Source organism: Pseudomonas sp. ADAK21 (assembly GCF_012935735.1).
Classification (GTDB): Bacteria; Pseudomonadota; Gammaproteobacteria; order Pseudomonadales; family Pseudomonadaceae; genus Aquipseudomonas; species Aquipseudomonas proteolytica.
In genome coordinates this window covers 3955752-3979570 of sequence record NZ_CP052857.1, presented here as the reverse complement: position 1 = coordinate 3979570, position 23819 = coordinate 3955752, and the positions used below count along the sequence as shown (strand labels likewise).

Sequence of the window (23819 nt, the reverse complement as noted above, 5' to 3'; positions counted from 1 at the left end):
TCGTTGAGTTTTTTCGCGAGCAAGCTCGCTCCTACAAGATCGGGCCGGTATCAGACAGTGATGTGGTGCTTGGCCAGGAAGGCGACGAAAGCCTCCTCGTCCAAGACCTTCAACCCCAGCTCACTGGCCTTGGCCAGCTTCGACCCGGCGCCCGGCCCTGCGACCACGCAATGGGTTTTCGCCGAGACCGAACCCGCCACCTTGGCGCCCAGGCTTTCGAGCTTTTCCTTGGCCACGTCGCGGCTCATCAACTCCAGCGAGCCGGTTAGCACCCAGGTATGACCCGCCTCAGGCAAGCCCTCGACCACCCTCTTCTCGCTCTGCCAGTGCATGCCGAAGTCCTTGAGCTGCTGCTCGATGGCCAACGCACGGCGGGCATTCTCCGGATTATCAAAGAACTCCCGCACCGCCTTGGCCTGCTTCTCTGGCAGCGCCTGGCGCATGTCCAGCCAGTCGGCCTGGATAACGCCCTCCAGGGAGCCGAACTTGTCCGCCAGTTTCTGCGCAGCCCCCGGCCCCACGGAAGGCACATGCAACTTGTCAAGAAAGCCGCCCAAGGTGGTGCTGGCGGCAAACTCGGCGCTCAGTTCGCCCTGATCCTGCAGCACCAGCGCGCATTCGTCCGGCGACAGCAGCGCGCCAATCACCTGCTGGTTGTGACTGTCTTCAAAGAAGCTGTGGATCTCGTGAGCCACTTCCAGGCCCACATCCGGCAAGTACGTCAGCACTTCCGGCAAGGCTTGCTGCACGCGCTCAAGGGACGCCAGGGAGCGCGCCAGTACCTTGGCGGTTTCCTCACCCACATCGGGAATGCCCAAGGCGTAGATAAACCGGGCCAGGGTCGGGGTCTTGCTGTTTTCGATGGCGGCGATCAGCTTCTTGCTGGAAACATCGGCAAAGCCTTCCAGGTCGATGATCTGCTCGTACTTGAGCTTGTACAGGTCAGCCGGCGAGCCAATAAGCTTTTCATCGACCAACTGCTCGATGGTCTTGTCGCCCAAGCCATCGATATCCATCGCCCGTCGCGAAACGAAATGGATAATCGCCTGCTTGAGCTGCGCACCACAGGCCAGGCGCCCGACACAGCGATACACCGCGCCTTCGCTGACGGTTTCCTTGCCCTTGCTGCGCTTGACCAGTTGCGTGCGCTCCACGTGGGATCCACACACCGGGCAATTCTGTGGGATCTGCACGGCGCGGGCGTTTTCCGGGCGACGCTCGGCAACCACCGACACGACTTGTGGGATCACATCCCCCGCACGGCGGATGATCACGGTGTCACCGATCATCAGGCCCAGGCGCGCCACTTCGTCCATGTTGTGCAACGTCGCATTGGACACGGTGACGCCAGCCACTTTGACCGGTTTCAAGCGCGCTACCGGCGTCACGGCGCCGGTGCGGCCGACCTGGAATTCAACGTCCAGCAACTCGGTCAGTTCTTCCATTGCCGGAAACTTATGGGCGATAGCCCAGCGCGGCTCGCGGGCGCGGAAGCCCAGTTCACGCTGATAGGCAATGCTGTTGACCTTGAACACCACCCCGTCGATTTCATAGGGCAGGCTGTTACGCCGCTCACCGATATCGCGGTAGTACTCCAGGCAATCCTCGATGCCCTTGGCCAGCTTCAGATCATGGCTGATAGGCATGCCCCACTTCTGCAACTGCTGCAGGTTGCCGATATGGGTGTCGCTGATATCCGTGGTCACGCCGTAGCAGCAGAACTCCAAGGGCCGGCTGGCGGTAATCTTCGAATCGAGTTGGCGCAGGCTGCCCGCCGCCGCGTTACGCGGGTTGGCGAAGGTCTTGCCGCCGACTTCCAGTTGCGTGGCATTCAAGCGCTCGAAACCGGCCTTGGACATGAATACTTCACCGCGCACTTCCAGGGTCGCCGGCCAACCTGTGCCGTGTAGCTTCAACGGGATATTGCGCACGGTGCGCACATTCACGCTGATGTCTTCGCCGGTGGTGCCATCGCCGCGGGTCGCGCCGCGCACCAGTTCGCCGTCCTGATACAGCAGGCTGACCGCCAGGCCATCAAGCTTGGGCTCACAACTGTATTCCACCGCCGCCCCACCGCCAAACAGATCGCCCACCGGCAGGTCGAGGCCCTCGGTGACCCGGCGATCAAACTCCAGCATGGTGGTTTCATCAAAGGCGTTGCCCAGGCTGAGCATCGGGATCTCGTGGCGCACCTGGGTAAACGCAGACAACGCCGCGCTACCGACGCGCTGCGTGGGCGAGTCGCGGGTCACCAGGTCCGGATGCTCGGCTTCCAGCGCCTTGAGTTCGTGGAACAACCGATCGTACTCGGCGTCCGGGATGCTCGGTTCGTCGAGTACGTGGTAACGGTAGTTGTGCTGATCCAGTTCAGCGCGCAGTTCGAGGATGCGGGTATGGGCGGCGGTCATGGGTGTTCTCTCAGAAAGCAAAAGAGCAGCCGAAGCTGCTCAATATGTTAGTGCGCTTAATTCTACTGACAACGCTGGAGACCAATCCTCAGCGTTTCTGTGTCAGGGCACGACGCTCGAACTCGACGATGCGCTGACGGTAGTGCTCGATGGTCTGGGCGGTCAGCACGCTGCGCTGGTCGTCCTTGAGCTCGCCGTTGAGCTCCTGGGACAGCTTGCGGGCTGCGGCCACCATGACGTCGAACGCCTGTTTCGGATGACGCGGGCCTGGCAGGCCAAGGAAGAAGCTCACCGCCGGAGTGCTGAACAGGTCGATATCGTCCAGGTCGAAGGTGCCCGGCTTGACCGCATTGGCCATGGAGAACAGCACTTCGCCATTGCCCGCCATGCTTTCATGACGGTGGAAAATATCCATCTCGCCAAAACGCAGGCCGCTTTCCAGGATGTTCTGCAACAGCGCCGGGCCCTTGAAACCGGCCGAGTCGCGGCAGATCACGCTGATTACTAGCACTTCTTCAGCTGCCGGCTGATCCTTGGTGGACTCACGCGGCGCGCTCTTGGCCGGGCTTTCATCCGGGAAGTCGCCGTCACGGCTGCTGAAGCTCGGGCCTTCGTCGACGTCGAGGTTCAGGTCACCCTGATGGGGCTCGGCCACGGCAGCGCTGCCACGCTTGCCGCGCTTGGACGACGGCTCGCGGGCTTCACGCACCGGCGCGCTCATCGACGGCAAGTCATGCTCGTCAAGCTGTGGCTCTTTATGGGTATCCAGGACACGGGGCGGCCCTAGCAGCTCGGCAGCGCCGTCGTCGTCGGGCAAATTCGACAGGTTACGGTCCAGGCGAAATTTCAGCTTGCCCTTGCCCCCGCGCATACGGCGCCAGCCATCAAAAAGAATACCGGCTATTACAATAATGCCGATGACGATCAGCCACTCGCGCAGACCGATTTCCATGTAATCCCTTGCCTCTATAAAAAATGCTGAAAAATAAGGGGTTTAGCACCGTGCAAACCGCTTTAAAACGTGGCGCCAACTCTATGTTCTGACTGACGTTTTGCCCACGCATACGAAAAATTGACATTAAACTAGCACGACCAAAGATAACTTTACACAGTTGGCGCAAAATGTGTCGGCTGACGCAGGAATTAAGCTACAAACCATAAGCTTCAAGCCGACGCTATTGCCGCTTGAAGCTAGCAACTTGCGGCTAACTTTCCACCATCGCCATCGCCTCTTCGACATCCACTGCCACCAGTCTCGAACAGCCCGGCTCATGCATGGTCACCCCCATCAATTGATCGGCCATTTCCATGGCGATCTTGTTGTGGGTGATATAGATGAACTGCACCGTCTGGGACATCTCTTTAACCAAGCGGGCATACCGTCCAACGTTAGCGTCATCCAGCGGCGCGTCAACTTCATCGAGCATGCAGAACGGCGCCGGGTTCAACTTGAAGATGGCAAATACCAACGCCAATGCAGTCAGGGCCTTCTCGCCGCCGGACAACAAATGGATGGTGCTGTTCTTCTTGCCCGGAGGCCGCGCCATGATCGTTACCCCTGTATCGAGTAGATCTTCGCCCGTCAGTTCCAAGTAAGCGCTGCCACCACCGAAAACTTTTGGGAATAAGGCCTGTAAACCGCTATTAATCTGATCAAAGGTATCTTTGAAGCGGTTACGGGTTTCCTTGTCGATCTTGCGAATGACGTTTTCCAAAGTGTCCAGGGCTTCCACCAGATCGGCGTCCTGGGCATCCAGATAACGTTTACGCTCGGACTGCTGCTGGTATTCATCGATGGCCGCGAGGTTGATCGCGCCGAGTCGTTGAATACGTGCAGCAATGCGCTCAAGTTCTTCTTCGGCTTCTTTCTCGTTGGCCTGGGCGGTCAAGGTATTGAGTACGCCGTGCAGGTCATAGCCATCTTCCAGCAATTGGTCCTGCAAGGTTTTGCGGCGCACCGTGAGGGCTTGCCATTCCATGCGCTGCTGCTCGAGTTGGCCGCGGATCAATTGCGATTGCTGCTCGGCCTGGGTCCGGCGCTTTTCTGCATCGCGCAGTTCGCGGTCGGCGTCTTCCATGGCGATTTGTGCAGTCTTGAGTTCTTCGTCGACGCTCATGCGTTTGTCGAGCAACTCTTCGAGCTTCAAGCGCAGCTCTTCCAGCGGCGCTTCGCCCTCCTCCAGGTTGAGGCTCAGTTGCTCGCGTTTTTCCGTCAGCCGTTCGGATTGCATCTCCAGGCGTTCCAGAGCCTGGCGCGTGGAGTCGTGCTGGGCGCGCAACGAGCCGAGGCGCACGGCCAACTGATGGGCGTGGTCCTTGTGCTGGCGCGCTTCCTGGCGTACCCGGTCGAGGCGCTCGCGCAGGCTGTCACGCTGGGCCAGCAACAGCTCGCGCTGCTCGGTGTCGAGGGCCATGCTGTCTAGGGCCTCCTGCAACTGCAGGCGCGCTTCACCGACTTGCTCGTGTTCAAGGGCGCGCTGCTCGCCCATCTCGGCCACTTCTTCATCGAGCCGGGTACGACGCAGGGTCAATTGTTCGGCCTTGGCCTTGCTGGCGGAAAGCTGGGCTTTCAATTCGCCCTGCTGGCGCGCTTCGTCCTGCAACAGGCGACGCAAATGTTCGCGGCCGGTCTCTTGTTGGCGCTGGGTGGCGCGCAGGGTTTGCAGTTGGGTTTCCAAGGCCTCAAGAGTGGCCTCGCGCTCTTCGCGCTCGGCACTCAGGTTGACGATTTCCTGGCCACGGGCCAATACGCCACTTTCGGCTTCACTGGCGCGACGCACCCGCAAAAAGTGCCGGCCAACCCAGTAGCCGTCGCGGCTGATCAGGCTTTCGCCAGAGGCCAATTGGCCTCGCAACGCCAAGGCCTGCTCCAGGGAATCCACCGGTTTTACCAGGCCCAGCCATGGCGACAGATCAATCTGCGCCTCGACTTTATCCAACAGGCTGCCCGGCACGCGGGTGCCATCGGCTGCGGGGCTGAGCAGGCGCAAATCGCCTTGAGCAAAGCCCGCTAGATCAAAACCGCCGAAATCGTCCACCAACACGGCCTGCAAGTCCGCACCCAGCACGGTTTCCACGGCCAGTTCCCAACCGGCTTCAACCTTCAAGCCTTCAGCCAGGCGCGGGCGCTCGGCCAAGTGCTGGTCGCGCAGCCATTCGGCGGTGCCGGTGCCTGGGTCCAATGCGGCTTGCTGCAAGGCCTCGAGGGAGGCCAGGCGCCCATTGAGGCGCTGCAAATCCCCTTGGGCCTGCTGCTGCGCCTGGGTCGCCTGTTGCAGCTCCTGGCGCAATTGTTCCAGGCGCTCAACTTGCTGTTCTTCGCTGGCCTCCAGCTCTTCCAAGGTCATTTCGCTTTCGGCCAACTGCTCGCTCAGCGCCATGATCGCCGCGTCTTCCGGAGCAGAGGCGAGCAACGCGCGCTCCTCCAGGACCCGGCGCTGGCGCTCGGCCAAGCGCTCCATGCTGGTTTCCAGTTGCTGGATGCGTGATTGCTGCACCTCAGCCTGGCGACGCGGTTCGGCGGAGCGCAGGTTGAAAGCGTCCCACTGCTCCTGCCAGCCGTGCATGGTAGTTTCGGATTCTTCCAGGGCGGCGGCGGCTTCTTCGGCGGCGGCGCTGGTGATTTCCTGCTCGGGGGTGAGCATGTCCAGCTCCTCCCCGAGGGTCAGCAGCAAGGTGCGGTCATGGCCCAGGTGGGATTCGGTTTCCAGCCGCGCCCGCTCCGCTTCCTTGAGGTCATCCTGCAACTGGCGCAAGCGCTGCTGGCCGTGCTGGATGCTCTGCTCGACCCGCGCAATGTCGCCGCCCACCGAATAGAAGCGGCCCTGCACCAGGTTGAAGCGCTCGGACAGGTCATGGTGACCGTCGCGCAGGCGTTCGATGCTCGCATCGGCGTTGCGTTGTTCGGCCACCAGGGCTTCGAAGCTGATTTCCTGGGTGCCGATGATCGCTTCGCGCTGGCCCACCTGGTCATTCAAGGCCTGCCAGCGCAGCGCCGAGAGTTGCGCCTTGAGCTGGCGTTCTTCGCCTTTGTATTCCTGGTATTTCTCGGCGGCCTGGGCCTGGCGGTGCAGGCGCTCCAACTGGCGCTCCAGCTCTTCGCGCAGGTCAGTCAGGCGTGCCAGGTTTTCGTGGGTGCGGCGGATACGGTTTTCGGTCTCGCGACGGCGCTCCTTGTACTTGGAGATGCCGGCCGCTTCCTCGATAAAGTTGCGCAGGTCCTCGGGCTTGGCTTCGATCAGCTTGGAGATCATGCCCTGCTCGATGATCGAGTAGCTGCGCGGGCCCAGGCCGGTGCCGAGGAAAATATCGGTAATGTCCCGGCGCCGGCACTTGGTGCCGTTGAGGAAGTAACTGTTCTGGCTGTCGCGCGTGACTTTGCGGCGGATGGAAATTTCCGCATACGCCGCGTACTCGCCAATCAGCGTGCCGTCGGAGTTGTCGAACACCAGTTCGATGCTGGCCTGGCTCACCGGCTTGCGGCTGGTGGAACCGTTGAAGATGACATCGGTCATCGACTCGCCACGCAGGTTCTTTGCCGAGCTCTCGCCCATCACCCAACGGACGGCGTCGATGATGTTCGACTTGCCGCAACCATTGGGCCCGACCACTGCCGCCATATTACTGGGGAAGTTCACCGTGGTCGGGTCGACGAAGGATTTGAACCCCGCCAGTTTGATGCACTTGAGCCGCACGCTTAGGCGTCCGCCAGGGCTGCGATAACCAACGAGCTGCTGCGCTGGCAGTAGGCCGACAGCACCTGGCGAATTTGCGGCAGGTCACGGGCCAGTACGGCGGCGAGCAGTTGCTCGAACAGCGCCAGGTACTCGCTCATGGAGGCCTTGCGCTGATCCAGGGCCAGGTAATAGGCGCGGTTCATCGCCGGCTGCAGGTTCTCGACGGTTTCCTGCAGGTACGGGTTATTGGCGAAGGGGTACGCGGCGCGCATCACGTTGAAGCATTCTTCGACGAAGGCGCGGATGTCCTCGCGCTCGAAATTGCTCACCAGCCGTTGCTGGATCTGCACGAAGGGCGCCATGTCGGCCTGGGTCTGCCAGCCTTCGGCGACCGCGTTGCCCAGCAGGATGTACAGCTCGCTCATCAGCGTGCACAGGCTCTGCACCTTGTGCGCGGTGAGCTCGGTGACGTGTGCCCCACGGCGCGGCAAGATGGCGATAAGGTGCCGGCGCTCGAGGATCAGCAAGGCTTCGCGCACGGAGCCGCGGCTGACATTGAGTGCCAGCGTGACTTTCTGTTCCTGGATCCGCTCCCCAGGCTTGAGATCGCCGCGAATAATGCGCTCGGCAAGGTGGTGAGCGATTTGCTCGGCGAGACTGTCCGGCGCCTTGAACGTCATGTTTTCCCTTCAAAATCTTCTATCGGTACAAGGGCGGCAGTGTAGCGCAATCGCTGGGCCGACAACGCCGAATTTGGCATGAAATAAGCAGACGATAAAGCCCAGGCACCGCTTGAAACGGCGGTTACAAGGATCTGAACCATAATCAAAGGTGTTGCAATCGCACTTTCTTGACCTTTCGGTCAGAAAATCGTTGACCGAAAAGTCAGACATGACTAGATTCGGCGCAAAGCGGTTAACAACAATAATGAGTCTGCGAGGCCTTCCGTGATCCAGTTTTTACTAAACCAGGAGCTCCGTAGCGAGCATGCCCTGGACCCGAACCTGACTGTGCTCAACTATCTGCGTGAGCACCTGGGCAAATCCGGAACCAAGGAAGGCTGCGCCAGCGGCGACTGTGGCGCCTGCACTGTGGTGGTGGGTGAGCTGCAGACCGACGAGCAAGGCGCCGAACAGATTCGCTATCGCAGCCTCAATTCGTGCCTGACCTTTGTCTCGTCCCTGCACGGCAAGCAACTGATCACTGTCGAAGACCTCAAGCACCAGGGCCAACTGCACAGCGTGCAACAGGCGATGGTCGAATGCCATGGCTCGCAATGCGGCTTTTGCACCCCAGGTTTTGTGATGTCGCTGTTTGCCCTGCAAAAAAACAGCGACGCCCCGGACAGCGCCAAGGCCCACGAAGCCCTGGCCGGCAACCTGTGCCGCTGCACCGGCTACCGCCCGATCCTGGCCGCCGCCGAACAAGCCTGTTGCAACAAGCCCCAGGACCAGTTCGACAGCCGTGAGGCGCAAACCATTGCCCGCCTCAAGTCCATCGCACCGACGCAAACCGGCGAGCTGAACAGCGGCGACAAGCGCTGCCTGGTGCCCTTGACCGTCGCCGACCTGGCCGACCTCTACGACGCCTATCCCCAAGCCCGGCTGCTGGCCGGCGGCACCGACCTGGCGCTGGAAGTCACCCAGTTCCACCGCACACTGCCGGTGATGATTTACGTCGGCAACATCGAAGCCATGAAACGCATCGAGACCTTTGACGACCGTCTGGAAATCGGCGCCGCCACCGCCCTCTCCGACTGCTACAGCGCGTTGCACCACGAATACCCCGATTTCGGCGACCTGCTGCACCGCTTCGCGTCTCTGCAAATCCGCAACCAGGGCACCCTCGGTGGCAATATCGGCAACGCCTCGCCCATCGGTGACTCGCCGCCGCTGCTGATCGCCCTTGGCGCGCAGATCGTGCTGTGCAAGGGCAACGTGCGCCGCACCCTGGCCCTGGAAGACTATTTCATCGACTACCGCGTCACCGCCCGCCAGGACAGCGAGTTCATCGAGAAAATCATCGTGCCCAAGGGCCATGCGCTGTTCCGCGCCTACAAGGTTTCCAAGCGCCTGGACGATGACATTTCTGCGGTCTGCGCGGCCTTCAACCTGAAGCTCGACAACGGCGTGATCAGCGATGCCCGCGTGGCTTTCGGCGGCATGGCCGCCACGCCCAAACGCGCGCAACACTGCGAAGCGGTACTGATCGGCGCCACCTGGAACAGCGCCACGGTGGAGAAAGCCTGCGCCGCCCTGGCCGAAGATTTCACCCCGCTGTCGGACTTCCGTGCGAGCAAGGAATACCGCCTGCTCAGCGCGCAGAACCTGCTGCGTAAATACTTCATCGAGCTGCAAACACCGCACATCGAGACTCGGGTGACCGCTTATGTCTAATCATCACGCCGTGGTAAAAACCCAAGCCGAAATGGCCACGCTGTTTGCCCAGGACCTGACGTCCGGGGTCGGGCGCAGCGTCAAGCATGACAGCGCCGCCAAGCATGTGTCGGGCGAAGCGCAGTACATCGATGACCGCCTGGAATTCCCCAACCAGTTGCACCTGTATGCGCGCATGTCCGACCGCGCCCACGCCCGTATCCTCAGTATCGACACCGCGCCGTGCTACGCCTTCGAGGGTGTGCGGATCGTCATCACCCACGAAGACGTGCCGGGCCTGAAAGACATCGGCCCGCTGATGCCCGGCGACCCGTTGCTGGCCATCGATACCGTGCAATTTGTCGGCCAGGTGGTGCTGGCCGTCGCCGCCCGCGACCTGGAGACCGCGCGCAAGGCCGCCATGGCGGCGGTGATCGAATACGAAGACCTGGAGCCGGTGCTGGATGTGGTCGAGGCCTTTCGCAAAAAACACTTCGTGCTGGACAGCCACACCCACCAGCGCGGTGATTCGGCAGGCGCCCTGGCGAGCGCGAAAAACCGTATCCAGGGCACCCTGCATATCGGTGGTCAGGAACACTTCTACCTGGAAACCCAGATCTCCTCGGTGATGCCCACCGAAGACGGCGGCATGATCGTCTACTGCTCCACCCAGAACCCCACCGAAGTGCAGAAGCTGGTGGCCGAAGTGCTGGACGTGTCGATGAACAAGATCGTCGTCGATATGCGCCGCATGGGCGGTGGTTTCGGCGGCAAGGAAACCCAGGCCGCCAGCCCGGCATGCCTGTGTGCGGTGGTCGCGCGCCTGACCGGCCAGCCGACCAAGATGCGCCTGCCGCGGGTCGAAGACATGCTGATGACCGGCAAGCGCCACCCCTTCTATATCGAATACGACGTGGGCTTCGACGACACCGGGCGCCTGCACGGGATCAACCTGGACCTGGCCGGTAACTGTGGTTGCTCACCGGACCTGTCCAACTCGATTGTCGACCGTGCGATGTTCCACTCCGACAACTCGTATTACCTGGGCGACGCCACGGTCAACGGCCATCGCTGCAAGACCAACACCGCGTCCAATACCGCGTACCGTGGCTTCGGTGGCCCCCAAGGCATGGTAGCGATCGAGGAAGTGATGGACGCCATCGCCCGCCATCTGGCGCTGGACCCGCTGGCCGTGCGCAAGGCCAACTACTATGGCAAGACCGAGCGCAACGTCACCCATTACTACCAGACCGTCGAGCACAACATGCTCGAAGAGATGACTGCCGAACTGGAAGCCAGCAGCCAATACGCCGAGCGCCGCGAAGCCATTCGCCGCTATAACGCCAACAGCCCGATCCTGAAAAAAGGCCTGGCGCTGACCCCGGTCAAGTTCGGCATTTCGTTCACCGCCAGCTTCCTCAACCAGGCCGGCGCGTTGATCCATATCTACACCGACGGCAGCATCCACCTGAACCACGGCGGCACCGAAATGGGCCAGGGCTTGAACATCAAGGTCGCGCAGGTGGTGGCCGAGATTTTCCAGGTGGAAATCGATCGGGTGCAGATCACCGCGACCAACACCGACAAGGTGCCCAACACCTCGCCGACCGCTGCCTCCAGCGGTGCCGACCTTAACGGCAAGGCCGCGCAGAACGCCGCCGAGACCATCAAGCAACGCCTGGTGGAATTTGCCGCGCGCAAATACGACGTCAGCGAGGCCGACGTTGAGTTCCACAACGGCCATGTGCGGGTGCGCGAGCAGATCCTGACCTTTGAGGAGCTGATCCAGCAGGCGTATTTCGCCCAGGTCTCGCTGTCGAGTACCGGGTTCTACAAGACCCCGAAAATCTTCTACGACCGCAGCCAGGCACGGGGCCGACCGTTCTACTACTTCGCCTTCGGCGCGGCTTGCTGCGAAGTGATCGTCGATACCCTGACCGGCGAATACAAGATGCTGCGCACCGACATCCTCCACGATGTGGGCGCCTCGCTGAACCCGGCCATCGATATCGGCCAGGTCGAGGGCGGTTTCATCCAGGGCATGGGCTGGCTGACCATGGAAGAGCTGGTGTGGAACAACAAGGGCAAGCTGATGACCAATGGCCCGGCCAGCTACAAGATCCCGGCGGTGGCGGACATGCCCCTGGATTTGCGGGTGAAGTTGGTGGAAAACCGCAAGAACCCGGAAGACACGGTGTTCCACTCCAAGGCCGTGGGTGAACCGCCGTTCATGCTCGGGATTGCCTCGTGGTGCGCGATCAAGGATGCCGTAGCGAGCCTGGGTGACTATCGCCATCAACCGAAGATCGATGCACCGGCCACGCCGGAGCGGGTGTTGTGGGGCTGTGAGCAGATGCGGCAGTTGCAGACGGCGAAGGCGGTTGAGGCACAGGCCGAGATGGCTTCGCTCTAGACCGAGGTGCTGCCATCGCAGGCAAGCCAGCTCCCACATTTGGAATGCATTTCCCTGTGGGAGCGGGCTTGCCCGCGATGACGGCCGAACTGACAACAGAAATGTTGAGGTAGACATGAACAACTGGATCAGTGCCCTCGCCAACCTGCAAACCCAGGGCGAGCCCTGCGTGCTGGTGACCATCATCGAAGAGCTGGGCTCCACGCCGCGCAACTCAGGCTCCAAGATGGTCGTCAGTGCCACCCACACCTTCGACACCATCGGCGGCGGCCACCTGGAATACAAGGCCATGCAGATCGCCCGCGACATGCTCGTGCGTGGCCAGCACAACACCCACCTGGAGCGCTTCAGCCTGGGCGCCAGCCTCGGCCAGTGCTGTGGCGGGGTGACCGTGCTGCTGTTCGAACCCATGGGCCAGGTGCAGGCGCAGATTGCCGTATTCGGCGCAGGCCATGTCGGCCGCGCGCTGGTGCCGCTGCTGGCCAGCCTGCCGTGCCGGGTGCGCTGGATCGATTCGCGGGAGCAGGAATTCCCGGAGCATATCCCCCAGGGCGTGCGTAAAATCGTCAGCGAAGAGCCGGTGGATGAAATTGCCGACCTGCCCGCCGGCAGTTATTGCATCGTCATGACCCACAATCATCAGCTAGACCTGGAACTGACCGCCGCCCTGCTCAAGCGCAATGACTTTGCCTACTTTGGCCTGATCGGCTCGCAGACCAAGCGCGTCAAGTTCGAACACCGCCTGCGTGAGCGCGGCTTCGAGGCCGCACAGTTGCAACGCATGCGCTGCCCCATGGGCCTCACCGAGGTGAAGGGCAAACTGCCGGTGGAAATCGCCATCTCCATCGCCGGCGAGATCATCGCCACCTATAACGCCAACTTCGGCCAGCACACCGCGAGTGCCGAACCCATTGCCAAACTGCTGCCGGCTTCGCGCCGCAGCCAAGCTATCAATTGAGACGACCATGCCTTTGACTCGCAAAGCCTACCGTGCCGCCATCCTGCACAGCCTCGCCGACCCGGCCATCGTCGGGATCGAAGCCTCCTATGAGTATTTCGAAGACGGCCTGCTGGTGATCGACAACGGCCAGATCAGTGCCCTCGGGCACGCCAGCGACCTGCTGCCGACGCTGCCCGCCGACATCGAAATCACCCATTACCAGGATGCGCTGATCACTCCCGGCCTGATCGACACCCACATCCACCTGCCGCAAACCGGCATGGTCGGTGCCTACGGCGAACAACTGCTGGATTGGCTGAACACCTACACCTTCCCTTGCGAAAGCCAGTTCGCCGACAAGGCCCACGCCGAAGAAGTCGCGGATATCTTTATCAAGGAACTGCTGCGCAACGGCACCACCACTGCCCTGGTGTTCGGCAGCGTGCATCCGCAATCGGTGAACTCATTCTTTGAAGCCGCCGAGAAGCTCGACCTGCGCATGATCGCCGGCAAGGTGATGATGGACCGCAATGCACCGGACTACCTGACCGACACCGCCGAGTCCAGCTACCAGGAAAGCAAGGCGCTGATCGAGCGCTGGCACGGCAAGGGCCGCTTGCACTACGCCGTAACACCGCGCTTCGCCCCCACCAGCACACCGGAACAACTGACCCTCGCCGGCCAATTGCTGGGGGAATACCCGGACCTGTACATGCAGACTCACATCAGTGAAAACCTGCAGGAAGTGCAATGGGTCAAGGAGTTGTTCCCAGAGCGCAGTGGCTACCTGGATGTGTACGACCACTACAAGCTGCTGGGGGAACGCTCGGTATTCGCCCACGGCGTGCACCTGTGCGACGACGAGTGCGCGCGGCTGGCCGAAGCCGGTTCAGCCGTGGCGTTCTGCCCGACTTCGAACTTCTTCCTGGGCAGCGGCTTGTTCAACCTGCCGATGGCCGAGAAGCACAAACTCAACGTAGGCCTGGGCACAGATGTGGGGGGCGGCACCAGCTTCTCGCTGCTGCAGACGCTGAACGAAGCTTACAAGGTCATGCAATTGCAGGGCGCACGGCTGAGCCCGTTCAAATCGCTGTACCTGGCGACCTTGGGCGGTGCAAAAGCGCTGCGCCTGGAAGACAAGATCGGCACCTTGCAGCCGGGCACCGATGCAGATTTCCTGGTACTGGACTACAACGCCACGCCCCTGCTCAGCTATCGCTTGAAGCAGGCCAATAACATTGCCGAGACGTTGTTTGTACTGATGACGCTGGGGGATGATCGGGCGGTGATGCAGACCTATGCAGCGGGCAATCTGGTACACCAACGCTGACCCAAAGAACACCACAAAACCCTGTAGGAGCTGGCTTGCCAGCGATGCAGGCACCGCGGTGTATCTGTTACACCGCGGTGATGCTATCGCTGGCAAGCCAGCGCCTACACAGTTTGATCGGGTTTACAGCTTGATCGAGGAGCGGCCCGGCTTCTTGGTTTGCAGCAGATGCGAGAACACCGCATGCAAATCATCCGACGCGCTTTCCTCATCGAGGTTGAGCTTGCTGTCGATGTGATCCATGTGATGCATCATCAGGTTCACCGCCAACGCCGAGTCCCGGGCCTCGATCGCGTCGATCAACTGGGTATGTTCGTCATAGGAACAGTGCGAGCGGTTGCCGCTTTCATACTGGGCGATGATCAGCGAGGTCTGGGACACCAGGCTGCGCTGGAAGCTGATCAGCGGGGCATTCTTTGCCGCCTCGGCCAGTTTCAGGTGGAACTCGCCGGATAGCCGGATACCCGCGCCGCGGTCCCCGCGGGAGAAGCTGTCGCGCTCGTCGTTGACCATCTGGCGCAGTTCGGCCAGCTCTTCGGTCGATGCATGCTGCACCGCCAGTTCGGTGATCGCCCGCTCCACCAAACGCCGGGCCAGGAACACCTGGCGGGCTTCCTCGACACTAGGGCTTGCCACGACCGCACCACGATTGGGGCGCAGCAACACCACGCCTTCATGGGCCAGGCGCGACAAGGCGCGGCGGATGATGGTGCGGCTGACGCCAAAGATCTCGCCCAGTGCTTCTTCACTCAATTTGGTACCGGGCGCCAGGCGTTGTTCGAGGATGGCCTCGAAGATATGCGCGTAAACGATATCGTCCTGGGTTCCACTGCGACCGGCCTTACCGGCTCGCGGCTGTTTCTTGAGGGGCTGCAACTGTTCGTTCATGGGCACTCGGGTCGGGAGAACGGCGGCGAATTGACGTTGACTGTAATAAAGGTACAGCGGGTCGCTGGCAAGTATCGCGTAAAAACAGCGCACATTGTACACAACCCGTTGCGCCAACACACTGTACGGCTGTTTGCGCGGCCGGCTGTATTGCAACAGTCAGTTACGTTTGAGTTTAGGCTTGATTCCACGATTTCCCCACCCATCAATGCTGCCCCGATGCCCCTGTAGGAGCGAGCTTGCTCGCGAAGAACCTGAGAGCGCCGCCTTCCACCAGAATGCCCGCGCCATCGCTGAAGATCTTCGCCCGCAAGCCGGCGCCTACAAGTTGCCGGGTACAAGGAAGACTTTTCCATGACCGACGCGACCCAGGCGCCCCTGCGCCCACTGGCCGACACTTCGCCCTCGGCCATCGTTGCCGGCTTTATCGCCATGATGACCGGCTACACCAGCTCGCTGGTGCTGATGTTCCAGGCCGGCCAGGCTGCCGGCCTGACCACCGGGCAAATCTCCTCATGGATCTGGGCAATTTCCATCGGCATGGCGGTGTGCAGCATCGGCTTGTCCCTGCGTTACCGCACGCCCATCACCATCGCCTGGTCGACCCCCGGCGCGGCACTGTTGATTACCAGCCTGGGCGGGGTCAGCTACGGCGAGGCTATCGGCGCCTATATCACCTGCGCGGTGCTGGTGACGATCTGCGGCCTCACCGGCAGCTTTGAAAAGCTGGTCAAGAAGATTCCCGCTTCACTGGCCGCCGCGCTGCTGGCCGGGATTCTGTTCAAGATCGGTAGCGAGATTTTCGTCGCCGCGCAGCACCGCACCGCCCTGGTGCTGGGCATGTTCTTTACCTACCTGATCATCAAGCGCCTGTCGCCCCGTTATGCGGTGCTGGCCGCACTGTTGATCGGCACTGCCTTGTCCGGGCTGATGGGGCTGCTGGATTTCAGCGGGTTCAGCCTGGAAGTGGCGACGCCGGTATGGACCACGCCGCACTTCTCTCTGGCGGCGACCATCAGCATCGGAATTCCGCTGTTCGTGGTGGCGATGACCTCGCAGAACATGCCGGGGGTCGCGGTCCTGCGTGCCGATGGCTACGACGTGCCGGCCTCACCGCTGATCACCACCACCGGCCTGGCCTCGCTGGTGCTGGCCCCGTTTGGTTCCCACGGTATCAACCTGGCCGCCATCAGTGCGGCCATCTGCACCGGGCCCCACGCCCACGAGGATCGCAACAAGCGCTACACCGCCGCCGTGTGGTGCGGGATTTTCTACGGGGTCGCCGGGGTATTTGGGGCCACGTTGGCGGCCTTGTTCGCCGCACTGCCAAAGGAGCTGGTGCTGTCGATCGCGGCATTGGCGCTGTTTGGCTCGATCATCAATGGCCTGAGCGTTGCCATGAATGAGCCCAAGGAACGGGAAGCAGCGCTGATCACCTTCATGGTCACGGCGTCGGGGCTGACGCTGTTCTCCATCGGTTCGGCATTCTGGGGGATTGTGGCGGGGGTGTTGACGCTGGTGATTCTGAATTGGCGCAAGGCCTGATAATTACCCTGAAACGAAAAAGCGACCCGGGCGGGTCGCTTTTTCATGCCATCAGACAGCCGGGTTGATCGGCTTTTCTGGGTGCCAGGCGTCCAGCAGTGCGCTGACTTCAACGCGGGTCAGCTCTGGACGAGCCTTCAACCACGCTTCAACAGCGGCACGCTGTTCTTCGTTGACCGAACCACGGGTGGCTTTGCAGACCAGACCGAAGTCATCACCGCCAACGTAGTCCAGGCCATTGCCGTCCATCGCTTCAGTCAGGAATGCTTCGAGGAAAGCGTCAACCGCTTCATCGTCCAAACCTTCTTTGAAGTCCAGGTTCAGTTCGAAACCCAGCTCTTGAAATTCATCAACGCACAGTTTTTTGCGCAGACGCCGGGAACGGTTAGTCGCCATTGGAACAATCCTCTTAAGTATTAACGGCCGGCACTCTACCAGTTTAAGGCGCTGAATGCCCGGCAATCCAAGACGGGTGGCACGTCAGGGCTAAAAAAAACCACCATTTGCAGCTATCGTTGAGGCACAAGTAGCCCCACCTTGGGGCATAATGCCGACACTTTCATGACCACTGGGGGATTTTCTTACATAGCCCCCGCTACATTCACCCTCCTATGCAGTAGGGTCTTACTTCTTATGATCAAATCCTTGCGTCCATTGTTGCTCGCCAGTTTCCTCTTGCCCCTGGCCCTCTCCGTCACCGCCGCACCGATCAATACCACCTTGCCACCTAAAGTCCAGGAAGCCCTGCAGAAAGCCAAGCTGCAGAACAATGCGCTGTCCCTGGTGATGATTCCGCTCAATGGCCCCGGCACCGCCACGGTGTTCAACGCTGACGTTTCGGTCAACCCGGCATCCACCATGAAGCTGGTCACCACCTATGCCGCCCTGGAAATGCTCGGCCCCAACCATCAGTGGAAGACCGAGTTCTACACCGACGGCACCCTGAGCGGTGGCGTCCTGCGGGGCAACCTGTACCTCAAGGGCGGTGGCGATCCCAAGTTGAACATGGAGAAACTCTGGCTGCTGATGCGCGACCTGCGCGCCAATGGCGTACAGCAAGTGACCGGCGACCTGGTACTGGATCGTGGTTTCTTCATCCAGCCGCAATTGCCGGAATTCAACGACGACGGCAACGATGCCAACAAACCATTCCTGGTCAAGCCGGACGCCCTGCTGGTCAACCTCAAGGCCCTGCGCTTCGTCACCCGCAATGACTCGGGCCGGGTGCTGGTTTCGGTCGAACCGCCGATTGCCAGCATCCAGATCGACAATCAGGTCAAGGCCACCAACGCCAAGCAGTGCACCGGTGACGTGCGCTACAACCCGGTCACCGCCGCCGATGGCAGCGTCACCGTGACGGTCAGCGGCCAGTTGGGCGACGGCTGCAGCTCGCAGACGTATCTGTCGCTGCTCGACCATGCCACCTACACCGCCGGTGCCGTGCGGGCGATCTGGAAAGAGCTGGGCGGCACTATCCAGGGCCGCGACGTACTGGCCCCGGTGCCGAAAACCGCCAAGGTCCTGGCCCGTGCGTTCTCCCCGGACCTGGCAGAGATCATTCGCGACATCAATAAATACAGTAACAACACCATGGCCCAGCAACTGTTCCTCAGCCTCGGCGCGCAATACCGCAACGATGCCGACGGCGACGATGCCAAGGCCGCGCAACGCGTGGTCCGCCAGTGGCTGGCGAAAAAAGGCATAACGGCACCGCACCTAGTGATGGAAAACGGCTCCGGCCTGTCCCGTGCCGAACGCGTGAGCGCCCGGGAAATGGCGACCATGCTGCAAGCCGCCTGGAGAAGCCCGTACGCGGCAGAATTCATCAGCTCGATGCCAATTGCCGGCAGTGACGGCACCATGCGCAAGCGCCTGAAAACCACGGCCCTGCGCGGCGAAGCCCACGTCAAGACCGGCACCCTGAACACCGTGCGCGCCATTGCCGGCTTCAGCCGCGACAACAATGGCAATACCTGGGCAGTGGTGGCGATCCTCAACGATCCGAAGCCGTGGGGTGCATCATCGGTGCTGGACCAGGTATTGCTGGACCTGTATCGCCAGCCGAAGCTGGCGGCGGCTGCACCGGGCCTATAAACAGCCTGTTGTGATTGTGGCTTTGCCAGCGGGCTTACTGTGGCAAGCAGGCTTGTTGTGGCGAGCGGGCTTGCCCCGCGCTGGGCTGCAAAGCAGCCCCCATTGCGTCACTGAGCTAGGTCAGATAGACCGCGAAGGCAGGTTTTGGGGCTGCTTCGCAGCCCAGCGCGGGGCAAGCCCGCTCGCCACAACAAGCCCGCTCGCCACAACCGGCCCATCAGGCGGGTAGCGGCTGTGCCTCGACCCGATCCCGGCCCGCTTGCTTGGCGGCGTACACCGCCGAATCCGCGCGCAACAACAAGCCATCCACACCGTCATCGACCCGCCAACTGGCCACGCCAAAACTGGCGGTCACGGTGCCGACGCCTTCCATCGGTGTACTGCGCAGCACTTCCCATAATTCAACTGCCAGGCTGTAGGCCTGAACGCCATCGGTGTTCGGACACAGCACCATGAACTCCTCGCCGCCCAGGCGACAGAACACATCGCTGCGGCGCAAACGCTGGCTGATCCGCCGACACAACTCCTGTAGCACCCCATCCCCGGCAGCGTGCCCGTGCTGGTCATTGATGCGCTTGAAATGGTCGATATCCAGCATGATCACGGCCAGCGTACCCGCTGTGCGCCGCACCCGGCTCATCTCGGCCTTCAGCCGGTCCTGGAAGTAGCGGCGATTATGGATACCCGTCAATGAGTCGGTGATCGACAGCGCCCGCAGCTCCTCCTCCACCCGCTTTAGATCGGAGATATCCGACACGTAGCCATGCCATAAGGTACCGCCGCCGGGTAACTCTTCCGGCGTCGCCTCGCCACGGATCCATCGCAGGCCGCGGCCTGGCAGTTGCACCCGATATTCTTCGCGCCAATGGCTCAATTGCAGCGCTGACAAGCGGATAGAAGCGCGGATGCGTTCAGCATCGAGGGGGTGAATACGCTCGAAAACTTGCTTGGCATCCTGTTGCAACAGCCCCGGATCGATTTCATAGATATCGCGCATACCGTCGCTGGCGTAGATAAACCGCCAGTTGTCGTTGGGCTCCAGGGTGAACTGGAAAATCCCGCCCGGCACATGGGCACTGAGTTTTTTCAGCAAGCGATCCCGCGCAGCCAAGGCCTCATAGGCGCGTTTCTGCTCGGTGACATCCAGGCAGATCGCCAGGTGTCCGATCCATAAGCCATGGTCATCAAGCAATGCCGTGGCCAGCATATTCACGGTCAACTGGCTGCCGTCCTGGCGGACCAGCGTCCATTCCCGAGCCTCATGCAGGCTGTCGGCCCCCTCCACCAGCATCGCCTGGCCCGGCATGATCCGTTTGCCCAGCGCTTGGCTCAGCTGCATGGCACGGGTTTCCAGTTCCGACGCCAGGTGCAGGCTTTCGAGGGTCATGTGACCGAGCACCTGCTGCGCCGGATAACCCAGCATCTGCTCGGCACCGGCATTGAAGGTGTTGATCACCCCCCGCAGATCCGTGGCAATGATTGCCACCTGGGTCGCGGCATTGAGCACACTGCGCAACTGGCCGTGGGCGCCGCGCAACTCATACTCACGCTGGTGCAATTGCCCGGTGCGCTGTTGTACCAGCCTCACCGCCCGCTGGCGCTGGCTGACCAGCACGTAGAGCAAGGCACTGAGCAACAGGCTGAGCAAGCAACCCATGACCAGGATACTGGTGACCGCAGAGTGATTGGCCTGGGCAAATACCTGACTGGGGCGCAGGCTCAGGGCATAGACATGATCACCCAGGGTAAGCCGGCGGATCGCCTCCAGGCCGCTATCGGCCACGGCGTTGTCCGACTCGTACAACACTCGCTGCTGGGTGTCGGAAGTATCGACAATCTGCATGACCAGGTTGTCCCGCGCGGGCTTGGGCAAGCCGTCGGCCACCAACTGGCGCATGCTGATCACCGCCATGACGAAACCATAGGGTTCGTTGTAGGTCATTTGCGCGGTGTGCGGCCGGGTGACGGGCGCTACCAGCAACACCCCCATGGCATACGCCGGCTCCACACCCACCAGCAACATGGGTTGGGACACGGCGATGCTCCCGGACCGGTACGCCCGCTCGACGGTTGAGCGGCGCAGTGGTTGGGCCAGCAAGTCAAACCCCAGGGGCGAGCCGATCAGGCTTTGGGTCTGGCTATACAACACCGGCACATATTCGTCGCGCTCGCCTGCCGGCAGCAGGGTCCCGTTGTCGTTCAGTTCGCGAATGGAGAAAGGCGCGCCACGCTGGAGTGACACTTGTTGTTCGAAAGCCTGGCGCTGATCGCGAAATATCCGTGGCGCCCAGGCATAGGCCCGCGCGCGCATGAGCAACGGCTGGGCGAACCCATCGAACTCTTCACGGGAAACCGTATTGGAATTGACGAAAAAACGCCGCAGGCTGCCCAGACGCTGTTCCTGGTCTTCAAAACGCTCTTCCAGGCGGCTATAGCGTTCGTTGACCAACAACTGAAAACGATGGCGGACTTCCTGCTGATGCAAATCGGCCGTGGCCAGCGCCAGCACAACGGTGAGCACCACACCCACCAGCAATACTACCGACGCTACCAGCCAAGCCGACGCCTGTTCGCTGATAAATCCCAGTATTTTCGGGCGGACGTCTTGCAACGGCATAGGCAAAACTCGAAACACCAGCGTGCAGGGGCGCCACTTTGGCTAAGAGATTAGTTATAGCCATCGAGCCCACTTTTGACCAGCGTAAAAAAGCCGCGAACCCGGAAAAATCCGGACCCGCGGCTTCAAGGTCGATCAGCGTGCGGTGATTTTCCAGGCCCGGTGGATTTTCGGGTTACGGGCAAAATCCGGATCGATGGTTTTATCGCTGATTTCCTCGACGGCATAGCGCTCGCCCAGGTTGTCCTCCAACTGGAACTTGCGGAAGTTGTTGGAGAAATACAGCACCCCACCCGGTGCCAGACGGGCCATGGCCAGGTCGAGCAACTGCACGTGGTCGCGCTGGACGTCGAACACGCCTTCCATGCGCTTGGAGTTGGAGAAGGTCGGCGGGTCGATGAAGATCAAGTCGAACTCATCACGGCTGGCTTCCAGCCAGGCCATCACATCGCCCTGCTCCAGGCGGTTCTTGTCGGAAAAACCATTGAGGGACAGGTTGCGGCGCGCCCAGTCCAGGTAGGTTTTCGACAAGTCGACACTGGTGGTGCTGCGCGCACCGCCCTTGGCCGCATGCACACTGGCTGTGGCGGTGTAGCAATACAGGTTGAGGAAGCGCTTGCCGGCCGCTTCTTTCTGGATGCGCATGCGCATCGGGCGATGGTCGAGGAACAGCCCGGTATCCAGGTAGTCGGTCAGGTTGACCAGCAGCTTCACCCCGCCTTCGCTGACTTCAGTGAACTTGCCCTGGGCGCTCTGGCGCTCGTACTGCTTGGTACCGCTCTGGCGCTCGCGGCGCTTGACCACTACGCGGCTCTTGTCGATGTTCAGCGCCTGGGGAATCGCAGCCAGGGCATCGAACATGCGCGCCGAGGCCTTTTCCGGATCGATGGACTTGGGCGCCACGTATTCCTGGACGTGCACCCAGTCGTGGTACAGGTCGATAGCCATGGAGTATTCCGGCATATCGGCGTCGTACACGCGGTAGCAATCGACACCCTCGCGCTTGGCCCACTTGCCCAGCAACTTGAGGTTCTTTTGCAGGCGGTTGGCAAACATCTGCCCGCCTTCGCTCAAGCGCGCCTGCTCGACCACCGGAGCCGGTGCCGGCGCGGGTTTGATCGGGTTACCGTTCTTGTTGTACTGGCGCTCTTGCGGCTCGGTCGGGGCCTGATCGTAAGCGGCTTGCTCACGTTCGGCCTGGCGCTGTTCCGGGGTGCGGCGCTCGCCGGTCACGAACTGGTCCGGGTTGACCTTGATCAGCAGCAGCTTGCACGGCAACGCGCCGTTCCAGAACGAATACTGCTTGTGGCTGCGGATCCCCATGCGCTTGCCCAGGTCAGGTGCGCCAGTGAATACCGCCGCCTCCCAGCCCATGCACGCCTGGCGCAGACGCTCACCGAGGTTCTGGTAGAGATACAACAGGCTGGCTTCGTCACCCAGGCGCTCGCCGTACGGCGGGTTGCAGATGACCAGGCCTTTCTGGTTCTGGTCCGGGCGCGGCTCGAAGGTACCGACTTCGCCCTGGTAGATCTTGATCCAGTGGCTCAGGCCGGCACGCTCGATGTTGTTGCGCGCAGGCTGGATCAAGCGCGGGTCAGCTTCGTAGCCACGGATCCACAGTGGCGGTTTGTTCATGCCGATGGCGGCACGTTCGCTGGCCTCGGTGTGGAGTTTTTTCCACAACGCCGGCACGTGGCCGAGCCAGGCGGTGAAGCCCCACTGCTCGCGATTGAGGTTGGGCGCCATGTCCGCAGCAATCATCGCACCTTCCACCAGGAAGGTACCGACGCCGCACATCGGGTCCGTCAGCGCGCCGTTTTCTGCGGCAATGCGCGGCCAGCCGGCACGAATCAGAATCGCCGCCGCGAGGTTTTCCTTCAACGGTGCGGCGCCCTGCTGCAGGCGGTAACCGCGCTGGTGCAGGCTATGGCCGGACAGGTCGAGGGAGAGGATCGCTTCGCCACGGTCCAGGCGCAGGTGAATGCGCAGGTCGGGGTTGATCTTGTCGATGGACGGGCGTTCGCCGGTCGGGGTGCGCAGTTTGTCGACAATCGCATCCTTGACCTTCAGCGCGCCGAAGTGGGTGTTGTCGATGCCCGAGCCATGGCCGCTGAATTCCACCGCGAGGGTGCCATCGGGGACCATATGGTCTTGCCATTCAATATCCAGTACGCCGTGGTACAGGTCTTCGGCGTCCTTCATCGGGAAGCGCTTGAGCACCAGCAACACACGGTTGGCCAGGCGCGACCAGAGGCACAGGCGGTAGGCGGTTTCCATGTCGGCCATGCCGCGCACGGCCGAGGTGTGCTCGCGGGCGTCTTCAAGGCCAAGCCCGACGGCTTCCTCGATCAGCAGGCCTTCGAGGCCCTTGGGGCAAGTGAGGAAGAGTTCGTAACGGTCCGACATGGGCATTCCAGGCTTTTCAGCAATAATTGAACGGGCGACGCATCGCGCGTTCGATTTTCAATCAAGCGCTTTTCTTGAAGAGCGCTCGCGTGGCACGAATGTGTGCCGTTCCACCCCGGCGTCCAGG

Annotated in this window: 14 protein-coding genes; 6 read left to right on the top strand and 8 right to left on the bottom strand. The window is 61.5% G+C overall.

Features of this window, described 5'->3' with window-relative positions; genetic code table 11:
- Window positions 1-50 precede the first annotated feature (50 nt).
- From ligA to HKK57_RS18030, 4 genes are all read right to left on the bottom strand, one after another.
- Window positions 51-2408, bottom strand: a complete 2358-nt coding sequence (ligA, locus tag HKK57_RS18045; RefSeq protein ID WP_169390510.1) for an NAD-dependent DNA ligase LigA — start codon at window positions 2406-2408, stop codon at window positions 51-53.
- Between the two features lie 88 nt (window positions 2409-2496).
- Window positions 2497-3360 (bottom strand): cell division protein ZipA, encoded by an 864-nt coding sequence (gene zipA / locus HKK57_RS18040; protein ID WP_029298204.1) that lies wholly within the window; start codon window positions 3358-3360, stop codon window positions 2497-2499.
- A 253-nt stretch (window positions 3361-3613) separates the two neighbouring features.
- Complete coding sequence (gene smc, locus HKK57_RS18035; RefSeq protein WP_133715017.1) at window positions 3614-7102, bottom strand: chromosome segregation protein SMC; 3489 nt, start codon at window positions 7100-7102, stop codon at window positions 3614-3616.
- A 2-nt stretch (window positions 7103-7104) separates the two neighbouring features.
- A complete protein-coding gene (locus tag HKK57_RS18030) occupies window positions 7105-7764 on the bottom strand; it encodes a GntR family transcriptional regulator (RefSeq protein WP_029298208.1) in 660 nt (219 codons plus the stop codon).
- A gap of 267 nt (window positions 7765-8031) precedes the next feature.
- On the opposite strand from HKK57_RS18030, the gene xdhA reads away from it, so the two are divergent.
- The 4 genes from xdhA to guaD all read left to right on the top strand — a co-directional run bounded on the left by xdhA (window position 8032) and on the right by guaD (window position 14142).
- Window positions 8032-9480 (top strand): xanthine dehydrogenase small subunit, encoded by a 1449-nt coding sequence (xdhA, locus tag HKK57_RS18025; RefSeq protein ID WP_092231814.1) that lies wholly within the window; start codon window positions 8032-8034, stop codon window positions 9478-9480.
- Window positions 9473-11872, top strand: a complete 2400-nt coding sequence (gene xdhB, locus HKK57_RS18020; RefSeq protein WP_169390509.1) for a xanthine dehydrogenase molybdopterin binding subunit — start codon at window positions 9473-9475, stop codon at window positions 11870-11872. Before xdhA ends, xdhB begins: the two co-directional genes overlap by 8 nt.
- Window positions 11873-11987: 115 nt before the next feature.
- The gene (xdhC, locus tag HKK57_RS18015) at window positions 11988-12830 is read left to right on the top strand and encodes a xanthine dehydrogenase accessory protein XdhC (RefSeq protein ID WP_169390508.1); all 843 of its coding nucleotides are present in this window, start codon (window positions 11988-11990) and stop codon (window positions 12828-12830) included.
- Between the two features lie 7 nt (window positions 12831-12837).
- A complete protein-coding gene (gene guaD / locus HKK57_RS18010; RefSeq protein WP_169390507.1) occupies window positions 12838-14142 on the top strand; it encodes a guanine deaminase in 1305 nt (434 codons plus the stop codon).
- 123 nt (window positions 14143-14265) lie between these two features.
- Here guaD and HKK57_RS18005 read toward each other — a convergent pair whose 3' ends face one another.
- Entirely contained in the window at window positions 14266-15030 is a 765-nt protein-coding gene (locus tag HKK57_RS18005) for a GntR family transcriptional regulator (protein WP_029298219.1), read from the bottom strand.
- 354 nt (window positions 15031-15384) lie between these two features.
- On the opposite strand from HKK57_RS18005, the gene HKK57_RS18000 reads away from it, so the two are divergent.
- The gene (locus tag HKK57_RS18000) at window positions 15385-16575 is read left to right on the top strand and encodes a benzoate/H(+) symporter BenE family transporter (RefSeq protein ID WP_029298221.1); all 1191 of its coding nucleotides are present in this window, start codon (window positions 15385-15387) and stop codon (window positions 16573-16575) included.
- Between the two features lie 51 nt (window positions 16576-16626).
- Here the strand turns inward: HKK57_RS18000 and HKK57_RS17995 are convergent, their stop codons facing one another.
- The gene (locus tag HKK57_RS17995) at window positions 16627-16971 is read right to left on the bottom strand and encodes a YggL family protein (RefSeq protein WP_003219101.1); all 345 of its coding nucleotides are present in this window, start codon (window positions 16969-16971) and stop codon (window positions 16627-16629) included.
- A 237-nt stretch (window positions 16972-17208) separates the two neighbouring features.
- Between HKK57_RS17995 and dacB the strand changes: the two genes are divergently transcribed.
- On the top strand, window positions 17209-18669 hold the full coding sequence (dacB, locus tag HKK57_RS17990) for a D-alanyl-D-alanine carboxypeptidase/D-alanyl-D-alanine endopeptidase (protein WP_029298225.1): 1461 nt from the start codon (window positions 17209-17211) through the stop codon (window positions 18667-18669).
- 217 nt (window positions 18670-18886) lie between these two features.
- Here dacB and HKK57_RS17985 read toward each other — a convergent pair whose 3' ends face one another.
- The gene (locus tag HKK57_RS17985; protein ID WP_154906801.1) at window positions 18887-21286 is read right to left on the bottom strand and encodes a sensor domain-containing diguanylate cyclase; all 2400 of its coding nucleotides are present in this window, start codon (window positions 21284-21286) and stop codon (window positions 18887-18889) included.
- 135 nt (window positions 21287-21421) lie between these two features.
- Window positions 21422-23692 carry a bifunctional 23S rRNA (guanine(2069)-N(7))-methyltransferase RlmK/23S rRNA (guanine(2445)-N(2))-methyltransferase RlmL gene (gene rlmKL / locus HKK57_RS17980; protein WP_057439518.1) on the bottom strand — a complete coding sequence of 757 codons (2271 nt, stop codon included), beginning with the start codon at window positions 23690-23692 and terminating at the stop codon, window positions 21422-21424.
- Window positions 23693-23819 lie beyond the last annotated feature (127 nt).